Source organism: Draconibacterium mangrovi, from assembly GCF_010586825.1.
Taxonomy (GTDB): domain Bacteria; phylum Bacteroidota; class Bacteroidia; order Bacteroidales; family Prolixibacteraceae; genus Draconibacterium; species Draconibacterium mangrovi.
Genome location: NZ_JAAAGB010000004.1, coordinates 322,234 through 334,695, shown reverse-complemented (window position 1 = coordinate 334,695; position 12,462 = coordinate 322,234). Strand labels below are relative to the sequence as shown.

Sequence of the window (12,462 nt, the reverse complement as noted above, 5' to 3'; positions counted from 1 at the left end):
CCGAAACCGGGGACGATAACAATGAAATCCTACCGGTTATTTTGGTAAACTCAATCTTACATTTTTGCTGTCTGAGAAAGGAATATCCAATTCCCATTTTTTGTTTTCTTTCGTTACCTCTAATTTTACCTTGGTTGAATCTCTTGAAATAATCGTTGCAGCAACTTTTGGGGCTTCTTTTTCCGAAGGTAACAAAAGCCACACAAAACATTCTTCGTTACCGTAGTCTGTTGAATACACAAAAGCTTTATTCGGACAAAACTTGTTGTACTCCTCGCTGTACCAGCCTTGAATTTCAGGTTTTTCCTGCCCTTCAATTTCCTCCACTTTCCAATCATTTTTATCTACAGGAATAAGCTGCAGGTTTCCTTTTTCATTTTTTGTAGTTAGCACACCGTTTTTATCTGCTTCAACCTCACAATCGGGGTGCCAGTGCCATAATGTTTCAATTTCTCGGGGCTTATCGGTTTCAATCCTGTCAACCACTACCCAAAACTCATTTTTTACATACATTATCGCCCGTTTGTGTTTCACCTCTTTTAAACCTTCATACCTGTCAAATGATCCACATGCATAGTCGTAATCAGGTGTTATTGCCCAAAGATCATCTGAAACAGCCGTTTCGGCAACACTAACTCCCGGTTGTTGCCCTTTCCCGTCGATTAAAACAGAATTATGTCCCTGAGTGCCTTTAGCGTATCCTCTGAATTTATCAGCCACTTCGCCTCTGTATGCAAAACGTCCGGCATCAACCAGCAGATCGCGGCCAAAGGCAGAAACAGAAATGTGGAGCATATCGTTGTGCTGATGCCCGCTTCCCCAGGGGCCAACATCAAAAAACGACCAGTGCGCATCTTTATCAAAACCGCTTCGGGAAATCAGTTGTCCGGCCCACGGGAAAAAGTACGACGGACCATCATCCGGTTTGCTTCCTGAACTACCATTTGTAGCAATATATTCCCATTCCGGCTTATTATATTTCTCTGCTCCCGTTAATATCAGCGGTACATTGCTTCCCAAATCTCCGTCGTTATTTAAAATACGATTGCCATCAGGGCGGATAATCAAAGCCGCATAACGATACATATTTTCGATGGTTTTGTTGAAAAACCCTGGAAGTTGATAATCGGCACGATCACAAATTTCTTTGAACAGATCGAAATTCTGCAAAGCCACGTTGTGATAGTGCGAAGTAAGTTCGGTTTGTACCCCATCGGGATAAACTTGTCCTTTCATACTTTCGATAATGGTATTGGCTGCATATTCCAAATATTCTGACGATTTTTTGTACTCTGGGAAATTGGTTGCAGCTGTTGCCAATGCTGAAATCTCCATGGTTAACCAGTTGTTTTGAGCATGAAAATTACGATTGTAATGCGCATGATCGGCCAAGCTGCTTAACATTAACAGCCGGGTAGCATCTGAAAAATCTTTATTATTTAAAGTTCCGTAAAAAATTAGCGACCAAACTTTTACCCGGGCAGCAACTTCCAAACCACGCCACACCGAGGTGCCGCTTTTTTTCTGCGGATAAGGCATGCTTTTTATAATAAAATCGCGCAGGAACAAGTCGATATATTCAAGGCATTTTGGATTTCCGGTTTCAAAGAACACGTTAAAAACGTGGCTGATCTGGCTGTGTCGGTTCGATAACCAGGCCCACTCTTCATCATTGTTTGGCCCTTTGTAATACCAGTCGCGATGCCCGTCATCTCCCCATGGTACTTTGCCCCGCACATTCTGAACAACAAAAACATCAGTTAAAATGGTATCGGCAAGATCGTCTGTTCTTTGCGAGATTTCGGGTTGTTCCCTTCTCAGATATTGTATCGTTTCTCCGTTTTTGTAATAGTCCAACAGTTGAGTACATGCGGCAACTAAATCACCTGAATTATATGCTGCTTTCACTTTTTCCAGTCCCGGATAGTTCAAATCAAACCGATTTAGCATTATTTTCATTTGATCCGGATAGGCCTTGCATACGTCATCCACTGTTTCAATCTCTTGCCACTTTTGTGTAAATGAGTAATTTAAGCTTACTACAGCCAAAATAAAAACCAATGCTATTTTTTCCCTGAAGTTCATAAATCTATTGTCTATCTGATTAGCATTTTAATTTTCCTTCAACTTATACAAATACAGCCAACTTGCTTCGGGCCACGGTTTCTCTCGCGGACGATCGCGGTTACGACCAATGGTTTCCCATTTTAGTATGTAAGATGTATTTTCCTCACTGCTACTTCCCAAATCTCCCGTTGTGCGAATATCCAACCCCGGAAAACTTCCTTCAAGTTCGAAACCGCTGTTCATCGATTCAGCTTTTAAAACCTTGCCTATAGCATCAAAACTATCGTTTAAAAGCAGGGTGCCATTTCCGTATTTTTTATGCCAGTAATCCACTTCGTAATATCCGTCGTTTCGCTTGTTGAAACCTTTTATGCTTACTTCGGTATTTATACTCCCGTTACCTGAAAATTCCCATCTGTAATCCCAGTCAGTTATCTGTTTGTGGGTCCATTCTCCATTTTCTGTAAGTGCAATGTAAAATTGAAGATTACCGTCCTGATCATACTTATGGTATACAAAAACAGGATTATTTTTTTCGTCGAGACAAAGTTTTGCTGCCAGGTTAATAATACCACCTTTTACCGGAATCGGATCTACAATCACCGATCGTTTTTCAATGCTTGCAGGCAGCTCCAAAGGTTCTCCAAAGGCATTGTGCCAATGAATCAGATCGGGGCTTTTCATATACGAAAGATCATGATTGGTAGAACAGTCAGGCGTATCCCGCCAAACCCAGTATACATGATACCACCCGTCATTCAACACAGTGGGTTGCGATTGATAGGCGTTCATTAAACCCTGACCATCGGTTAATGGAGTATCTAAAAGCCGTTTCCATTTTTTGTTTTCGGTTGAATAAATATTATAAATTTCATTCCCGTTTCCACTGCCACCATCGCGATAATGAAACAGCAATTCGTTTTCTTTGGTCAGCATAAAATGCGGATAGGTACATCTGTTTTCTTCGGTTCCCACCATTTCATATACCTGAACAAGTGTTGTAATATCGTTTGGTTTAGTGCTTCTAAAATAAGTAAGTGGGTGTACGTGCATGTTTCCCGAAAGATGTATGTAGCCATCCTTGTCGATACCAATTGTTACAAAGTTGTGACTATCCCATCCTAAAACTGTGCTGGTTCCGCCGGATTCTTCTCTTGTGGTTGCCGGCATTGTGTGCAACTCGAAACGATCGTCAGTCAAATCCCTTTGCCCGACTACCATATTACGGTTAGCATTGTAATAGGCAATGTACTGCCGCTTGCCATGTGTATATAAACTAAAGCCAACCGGATGACCAGCCCAAACACTGTCGATTTTTATGGTTTGAACAATCGACTTGCTTTGCGCAGTTTCGTCGATAATAATGTCTTTTTCTGTTTTGGATGGCGTACAAGCCACCCAAATAAACAAAACAGTAAACCAGAATATAAATGAATAATAACGCATATTCTATTTTTTTTGAAATTCAGAAGTAACAAGCAATGTCCAATCAGTTTTCAACCTTTCATAAAAAGTATCTGTCCACAATCTATGATAGGCTTCATTCTCATAAATCCTTGCAGCTTTTCGTACGATTAAGCCCAGGTTGTTTTCAGTTTGTTCCCACCCAGAAATTTGCTGATAGGGCCACTCTTCCTCCTTGCCGATATACTGAATTAAATAATCAAGAGCTTTTTGAAGCGATCCTCCTTTAACATTCACATAATTGAAAATATTCACATCAACCTCTAATCCTCTTTCTCCTACACGATAAAAGTTTCCGAGATTTGCTACCGAATACCCAAAAGCCTTGGTTCTGATCAACTCTTCAGGTTGCCGTCCGTCTTCTTCAATCATCGGATCAATTCTCCTGCGTGGCAATTCTCTTACTTTCCGGGCCACAAAGTCATCGTCTCCCAAGAAATAAGCTATTGACGATGACTGAAGATCATAAGCCACCGAATGATTGTTTTTATAAGCATCTTCATTTTTTCCATGTTCACTTTCAACCAGCCACTTAAAATACCGTTCAAACCATAATCTGATTCCTTCATTTTCGGCGGTTGTTAGCGCTCCTGATGTTTCAAGTAAAGCAATTGCATCAACCAAAACCTGTAATGAAGTTGCATCGATAACCCCGATAAACCGTCCGGGTGTTCTACCGGGAATGACCTGCGCATATTCCAAATGAGGATTCATTAAGGTCGCCTCATCCAAAAACCAAACCCTAAGCAACGCCGCTGCCTTTTCAGCATAAGTAATTTCACCCGAAAAATACCAGGCCAAGGTTAACGCACGAACATTCTTAATTAAACCAGCCAACTGGGGACTGTCTGTGTTATTTCGTTCGGGATTGATCTCACCGTCTTTTCGAATATACGGCATACCGTCTTCCTTTTCAGGATCGGGCCACCAGTAAGGCCCCATACTCATGTAATCATGTTTATTACCACTCGGTGGCATAAGCTTTTTAAACGTTACTGAAAAGACTCCCTCTTCAAGAGCTTCATCAGCATCCTTTATTAATTGATTGTAGGCTGGAAGGAATTTTTCACCACCGGTATTCAAATCACTTTTCACCTTTTGTATCCAATCATAATCCCAGCCTCCAAACCTGATTTTCTTCTGCTGTGGTTGTTCTTCGTTACAGCCGGAGAAAAGCAGAATGATTGCTGTTAATAGCAAACAAAAATTCCTTTTCATAACTCAATATTTTCAGTTCTTTCGCGGAAATATCTTATCAACTCAGAAAGTTTAGGAACTTCATCTTCGTATTTTTTATCATTCACTACGTTTCTGTTTTCATCGGGATCTGTTGCATGGTCGAACAAATCCTTATCCATAACCTCGCCTGAGTCAATTCGAATCCATTCGGTATATCGGTATTTTGGGGTACGAACAGAATACCCTATTACCTTTTTCGATTTATCATTACTTGCGCCCCGATACGATGGCCAAATGCTAAATGCCTGCTCTTTCACAGATGAGTCAGGATCGGTTAATACCGGTAAAAGACTCTCTCCCTGCAGGTGAACAGGAATTTCGAAACCACACAGATCAGCCAGAGTCGGAAAAACATCAACATATTCAGCCAACGCATTTGTTTTTACGTTCTTCATGATATTAGGAGCAGAAATAATTAAAGGGCCCCTGGTGTCTACTTCAAAAGCCGTGTGTTTACACCACATTCCGTGTTCTCCCAGTTTCCAGCCATGATCGCCCCAAAGCACGATTACAGTGTTATCTTTCAAGCCATTTTCTTCCAGTGCATCCAACACCTTTCCAATCTGGGCATCAGTATACGACACACAGGCCTGGTAGCCGTGAATAAGTTTTAACTGCATCTCTTCGGAAAGATCAGAATTACCTCCGGGAATATTTGTATAGTTGCGCAATTCGCCAAAATTGTGTTTACCGTAAAGCGAACCATTTTCCGGGAAAAAAGGATTATTGGCAGTTTCTATTTGTTCCGGATCATATAAATCCCAATATTTTGTTGGAGCGTTAAAGGGTAAATGTGGTTTCTGAAAACCAACACCCAGGAAAAAGGGTTTTTGAGAAGTTTTAAGTTCGTTAAGTTTGTTCACAACCCAGTCGGCATAAAATCCATCGCGGTACCCGTTATCTTCAACTTCAGCACTCTCCCAGGCCGGCCCCCTTCCTTCTGGTGTTAAAGTTGCCTGAGCCTCTGAAGTAAGATACCCCCTGCCCTTAGTTTCGCCTTGTGCCAGTTTTTGAGTTTCCAGCCAGCCTTCACCAAATTGTTTCAGGTGATCTTCCTGATGGTGGTATAATTTCCCGATTCCAAAAACATCATAACCGGATTTTTTAAAGAATTCATTGATCGTCAAAACTTCCGGCATTAAATCATCAACAGAAAGGCAACTGTATATTTGGTTGGCATTTGCATAATAGCCGGTAAAAATACTGGCTCGCGAAGCCATACAAATTGCCTGCTGACAATATGCATGTTGAAACAGAACTCCGTTTTCGGCAAGGCGATCGATATTGGGCGATACGATTTGACTGTTCCCGTAACAATTCATTTCGGGTCTTAAATCATCAACAGCAATAAACAATACATTCGGGTGTTGCGACTCTCTTTTGTCAGAGCAGGAAGTAACAATCCCAAAAATTACTGTCAGGATAACGATAAAAATGATTCGGTTCTTCATCTTAATTAAAAAAATTACTATCGGCATTTGTTACAATTTAATTGTTACACTACTACCGGCATAATTACCTGTTGGCAGATCGATAAGCAAATCACTCATCCCGGTACCTTCATTCCATAAAACAGTAAGATTTTCTGCTTTAGCATTCACTTTTCCGGGAATGGAAACTAACATTTTGGCATTCTTCCGGGCAGGATCAGAAACGGTAATTTCCGTAATCTTCGTCCCATCTGTTTTTGCAATCAACACTCCCGGATTCCCGCATTCAACCGTAATATCGTCATTCACATCTAATGTTCCTTCGCTGTAAAAAACAGCCTGGCACATTTGCAGCTCTTTTTGCCAAACCGCCTGCACTGCAGGAGAATTTTGAAGAACCGTTATATTATTTTTTGATGTATTATTCTGAACCTCTTCCGGATTGGTTGCCGGCACTACAATGTATTGATAGTTAGCTTCACTCGGACGTTTGCCGTGATCCAGATAAAGTTCAAAAACATCTCGTTCGATTTCGTCTTTCGGAGAATCGGTTTGCCTGTTAATACGATACCAGGAACCTTTTGCAATATTGTTTTTCAGTTGTACCGTTGTTGGCTCAGGAAAAACATAAGCAAGCTTATCATGATAGATCAAGTCGACATTTTCATATTCCGTTTCGCCTTTCTCAATAACAGAACTTTTTCCTCCGGAAGCAACAATTACGTCTCCACGAAGAATACACTGATTTAATGTTGTTACCACCGGCAGTTCTGTGTTTGAGCAAGAAATTCCGGTTCCCAAACAAACATATTCCTTATCAAAAAAGAACCAGGCTTTTCTGGCAATTAACGGATCGTGAGGACTTTTAAAATCGAAAGCAACGGCACCATATTTTCCATCGGTTGCAGCACCAACAAAATCGGTTAAACCGAGTTTTTGTAATTCATTGGCACCGGGCATTTCTTCTTTTTGCATAACTGTTGTTCCCGGAATTTTTTGGTAGTCCATAACCGGAGCAAGACCTTTGTACTCATCGGCAGAAACTGAAATATGATTTGTTCCGTCGCCACGGTGATGGTTTAAAAATCCCTCGCTGTTGTAGGGCTGCTCCATGTTGTAGTTACGGGTAGAGTACATACGCACGGAGGCAAACCAATCAGGCCGTTGAAATGAAAAATGCTCTGAATCCCAATAAAAGGTTGCATGCGCAAGTGTTGGCTTTGCCTTATTGTTACGAACATCAATAATTTCCTGAAGCTCATTATGCCTGTAATCTGAAACCGAGATCAGTTTCGAGGGTAAAACATCATCGTATGGATTCACAGCTCCTTCGCGGCTGATACTGCGGTTTTTGGCTCCAACATCTGCAACTTTTCCAAATACCGAAGTTTTGCAAATACCATCCAAAAAGTAATCAATTAGCTGGTCAAGTTTTTCTTCTGAAAAAGAAAATTTGGTACCGGTAGTATAGACTGCCCATTCAGCAAATGCTGCTGCATAACTTAAACCATATGACAATGTATTGTTCACTCCGTCAGTACGATGGTGGAAGCTGTTGTCGAACTGAATGCCACGCCCTTCGTACGACCGGTTTTCAAATCCTCCAACTATTTTCCGAAAGCCATACCCGTATTTTGCTCCTATCCATTCTACATACTTTATTTCATTTTCGATTACACGCACTACCTCATCAAATTTTTCATCGTCGCCCAAAAACAAACAATTTTTTGCCTGAATGCCCGCAATTTTAATTCGGTCTCCTCCCGGTCGGGCACCACCGGCATTGATATGTGCCCTACCAATTATCGGTTGAGTTTTGTTCACCAATTCCTTGTCGAGCTCATCTCCAATAATCAGCATTAGCGTTACCAAGTAATTGGGCGTTCCAATTTGATTGTGCCACCAGTTTTCGCAAAAATAATCATGCTCAACCCAATTTTTCAGTCCCAGTTCGATGGCGGCTTTTACCTTTTTCTTTTTGTAATATTCTGATGATTTGCTTTTAAAAGCACTTGCCAAAGAAACAAGATATGCCGTATGAAGCCGGTGCTCAAAACCTTCTCTTGAAACATTCGAGTAGTCAATTCCCGGCCAGGTACCATCATCTTTTAAGGTTTGAAGCAGCGTCTCTATTTGTGCATCATCAACCTCCGATTTCATTAGCTCCTTATAAATGCGATCTTTTACAATTTGAATGTCGTTTTGCGCATAAGCCATAAAGGAAGCACAGCAAAAGAATAGTAGTATTACGGTTAGTCTTTTCATACGTTTAAAATGTTTGTATTAGCTATATTACATGCTTGACCATCAGCAAACAGGAAACGAGCCCTGAATTTTCAGGACTCGTTTAATATTTTTCTTCTAATTCTCCACAAGCCTAATTTTAATTTCGGTTTTACCCTCCTCTATTATCCAGGCCGGTATTCTTAGTTCTATGCGTTTTAAACCTTCAATCTGGCGATCCAATTCCATAGGGGCCGGATAGAGCGAAACAAGCGACAAACTCAACTCCGGGTGCGAAAGGTTCTCAAGTTTTAAAGTTTTGCCTTCTTGTTTTAACACGGCACCACCATTAACAAATTCCACATCTGCAGTGGTCATCAATTGCCAGGTAATGAATTGTGTTTTTTCCGAAATCTCAATTTCATCTTCTATAACTACCGAAACCGGGCTGTCTTTTGTAAACGTTCGTTTTGCGCTGTTAACATTTCCGGCATAAACTGCAGTTAAATCAAAGGTAGCCTGTGGTTTTTCGCCCGATTGGAAATGCTCAAGCGTTGCCTGTCCGTCGTTTACAAAAAGTTCATTGTTTACGGTTACGGTGCTGTGTCCGAAATTATTTTTGGTGAGCAGCGTCCAGCGCTGACAATCCTGACAACTTCCCCATAAATCAAATCCGGTTTTCTCCAGTTCGTGGTAAGCCTGGTTGCCGGGATCGATAACCCAACGTACACCGTTCAATTCAAAAATAAAAGAACCAGCATCCATGTTTCCGTGACTTGTGGTTGCTCGGCCACCTTTTCCGCCAAAATAGTAATTGTGCTCGTCATCACCTTTAAAAACTACAATAGGATTTGAACCGTCACCTTTCCACGCGAGGGGTATTTGTACATCTGATTTCTCCTCGTATTGCGACAACCAAACCAAGGCTGCACCACCAAGTCGGGATAGTTTCCCCATTTCTTCTGCTGGCATCAGGAACCTTTCTTCTTCGAAAAATTCAGAATTGCCTGTTTTGTTTGCAAACCAGGCTAAAATAACATCGCTGGCAGCGCCTCTTTTGTCTCCGCAATCGGCAAAATTGTAATACCATCCCGATGGGGTATTCATTAAATACCGAAATACTGCACTCTCCTTAAAAGCAGGGTAATCAGCAATACCAAAGTCGCTTCCGAACGCGCTTTCCAGGAAGGCAGATGTAACCACCGAAAAACTGGTGCCGTAACCCCAGTAAGTTGAACCTTCAGGATAAACCCCATCCGGTGAATATTGCTTTAAAGCCTGTACCATACCATCCAAAGCCCTGCTAATTGTTTTGGCAGCGAGTTCCGGGTCTTTTTCTGCAATTGCTATAGAAGCGGCTATCATTCCGCCATTACATACCTGGTTCCAGTTGTTGTGTCCAAATGCCCAGCCCGGAGTATTTCCATTTTCAGGCCAGCTGGGAGCTATCCCTTTTTCAATTAAAGCGTTTTGTGCCAATTCAATGGTTGATTGTGGAAGTTTTCCTTCCGTCCAGTCGAGGGCAAAAGCAACGGCCATACTCATTTCGGCCACATCCAGAAAATGTGATGGGTTCCAATCCGAAAAATTGCAAACAGCCATTACTTCCTCATTTAAACGATTTAATGCTTTCTCATCATTTTCCATTTGATAAACCATTCCCAGCATATTTACACGCCATAACATTTCGCGCGATGTTGACAACAAACGACGACCAACCATAACTCTTTCCAGTAAAGGTTCATCGTAAATGCTTTCAGCATTCAGTTTTATGGCTTTGTACATATTTTGTACAAGCTCATCGTTTTTTAATTTTGTTTTTAGCTTATTTTTTATTTGGGAATTTAAAACCAAACGCGGCTGCGATTTGCGAAGGTTCTTTTTTAGATACTGGACTGATATGGGATTATCGAGCGAGGGAACTTCCTTCTCCTGCGCTGCTGCCGACCATATAACTGCCAGGCAGAGTAAACAAATAGCAAGATGTATTTTAGTTTTCATTTTAGTTGGTTTTGTTAGTTGGTATTAACTATAAAAATAGGAAGTCATTTTTAATGACCTATCCTTTTCCGTATTCTATTTCATAATATGTTCAGTCTCTATCGTTTTCCTCCTTTTGGTTACCGTATTTGAAATGATTCAGTATTCCGGTATTTTTAATAAGAAAACCAAGCCGTGTCCGTAACCAGACGAACCACGGCTTTGGTATCAATTTACTAATTAGCTAAAACTTTCGTTACTCCCAGCCGGGAGTTTGTGTAATATTCGGATTTTGTGCAATTGCATTCAGTGGTATAGGCCACAAATAATGTTTGTTTTCATCAAATACAGGTACAGCCCAGTCGGTTCCCTGATATACATCAATGTATGGAACACCGTTAACCAGGGTTGTTTTTACAGTTGCTTTTCCCTCCGGATCGATCTCTGCTTTGTTGGCATCATCCCAACGCATTCCCAAATCAGGATTTTCGAGTTTTTTACCTTGTTTCCAACGTCTCAGGTCATCGTAACGAAAACCTTCCATAAACAATTCAACACGACGTTCGCGGCGAATTTCTGAAATTAAAGCAGAAACACCATCATTTGCATACCTTGGGTCCATGGGCACATCCATAGTCATGTCGGGCATACCGGCGCGGTCGCGTATCAGATTAATACTCATATCCAAACCGGCCTGATCCAAGGTGCCGAGTTCTGCCATCGCTTCTGCATAGTTTAACAATACCTCAGCATAACGCATTATAATAGCGGGTGTATCCGAAGTATTATAAGAAGCATGTGAAGTTGTAGGCTCGTATACTTTACAGATGGAATAACCGGTTTCAGAAGTTTGTCCTCCCATTCCTGATACACGAGGATAAGTACGCAAAGCATCACCATTATTCCAATGCCAGCGTGCTGCATCATCGGGGTGCAGAACCGTTTGACGTAAACGCGGATCGCGGTTGGCAAATACATCTCTTAAACTGGCATCACCTTTATACTCAGGAGAAGTTGATATGGGAAGTCCATCGGTACACAAATAATCTTCAACCATACTTTTAGTAGCTCCGCCATTATAACCGCGGTGATAACTTTGTACGTGGTTAGTGAAAACACCCAATTGATACCTTCTCCAGTACATTACTTCAGGAACGCCGGTAAGGTCTGATTTCATTTTATGAATGGCCTGATAATCATTCTCAGGATCATTGGTGTCGTACAAAGCATAAGGACCATCATCCATAATTTCTTTTGCCGCATTGGCTGCTTCCTGTAACCACATGGTTGCATCTGACAAGCCATGATACTTACGCCATGTTCCTTCAAACAAACAAACTCTTGATTTAATCAATAAGGCATTCCACTTGTTTAAACGCCCCGGAGCTCCGTCATTTCCATCGCCCCATTGTGCCGGCATCCACTGACAGGCATAATTTAAATCGGCCAGTACATTGGTCATCACTGTTTCACGATCATCCAGGGGGGCGTACAACTCCTCCGAATCAATGTTTAACTCGTGATCAACCCATGGTGCACGTCCGAATTTCGAAATTTTATCGGCATAAAACCAAGCTCTGAAAAGACGAGCTTCGCCCACATATTTATTAACAGTGGCTTCGGATACACCATTTTCCAATGCTTTCGGATAATTATCCATAAACACGTTAATGGCACGTACAAATGCCCATCCGCCATCTCTCCAGCCATACATTTGTGCTCCGGATGAAACATTATGAACACCGCCTCTCACCTGCTGATAACGGTTGTGTCTTGAATGTCGTGGAGCAATGTTATCCGAAAATTCGTCAATGTACCAAAAGCTTTGATTGTTACTGTCGAATCCATCATCGTGCGCCATCAAAATTGGCACGTCATTGTCGTTTCTTGCCCGATCGTATATACTGTTATTGTATACCATTAAATCGTTTTCCGTATTCCAGAAAGTTTCGTTACTCACTTCATCAAGCGGGTATCTTTCCAAAAAGTCATTATTACAACTGAAGAATAACAGCGTTGTAAAAACTACTGAACTAAGTTTTAATATATTCTTTTTCAT

Annotated in this window: 7 protein-coding genes; all 7 read right to left on the bottom strand. The window is 41.4% G+C overall.

Going from position 1 to position 12,462, the window contains the following annotated elements:
- Positions 1–36: 36 nt before the first annotated feature.
- The 7 genes from G4420_RS13015 to G4420_RS12985 all read right to left on the bottom strand — a co-directional run bounded on the left by G4420_RS13015 (position 37) and on the right by G4420_RS12985 (position 12,462).
- Positions 37–2,085 (bottom strand): alginate lyase family protein, encoded by a 2,049-nt coding sequence (locus G4420_RS13015; RefSeq protein ID WP_163324105.1) that lies wholly within the window; start codon positions 2,083–2,085, stop codon positions 37–39.
- A gap of 27 nt (positions 2,086–2,112) precedes the next feature.
- Positions 2,113–3,513: a BNR repeat-containing protein gene (locus G4420_RS13010; RefSeq protein ID WP_163324103.1), complete on the bottom strand. Its 1,401-nt coding sequence runs from the start codon at positions 3,511–3,513 to the stop codon at positions 2,113–2,115.
- 3 nt (positions 3,514–3,516) lie between these two features.
- Positions 3,517–4,749: an alginate lyase family protein gene (locus tag G4420_RS13005; RefSeq protein ID WP_163324102.1), complete on the bottom strand. Its 1,233-nt coding sequence runs from the start codon at positions 4,747–4,749 to the stop codon at positions 3,517–3,519.
- Positions 4,746–6,221, bottom strand: a complete 1,476-nt coding sequence (locus tag G4420_RS13000) for a sulfatase (RefSeq protein ID WP_163324100.1) — start codon at positions 6,219–6,221, stop codon at positions 4,746–4,748. Before G4420_RS13000 ends, G4420_RS13005 begins: the two co-directional genes overlap by 4 nt.
- A 30-nt stretch (positions 6,222–6,251) precedes the next feature.
- Positions 6,252–8,465: a polysaccharide lyase family 8 super-sandwich domain-containing protein gene (locus tag G4420_RS12995; protein WP_163324098.1), complete on the bottom strand. Its 2,214-nt coding sequence runs from the start codon at positions 8,463–8,465 to the stop codon at positions 6,252–6,254.
- A gap of 96 nt (positions 8,466–8,561) precedes the next feature.
- Positions 8,562–10,424, bottom strand: a complete 1,863-nt coding sequence (locus G4420_RS12990) for a heparinase II/III domain-containing protein (RefSeq protein WP_163324097.1) — start codon at positions 10,422–10,424, stop codon at positions 8,562–8,564.
- A 235-nt stretch (positions 10,425–10,659) separates the two neighbouring features.
- Positions 10,660–12,462, bottom strand: coding sequence for a RagB/SusD family nutrient uptake outer membrane protein (locus tag G4420_RS12985; protein ID WP_163324095.1), 1,803 nt, complete (start codon positions 12,460–12,462; stop codon positions 10,660–10,662).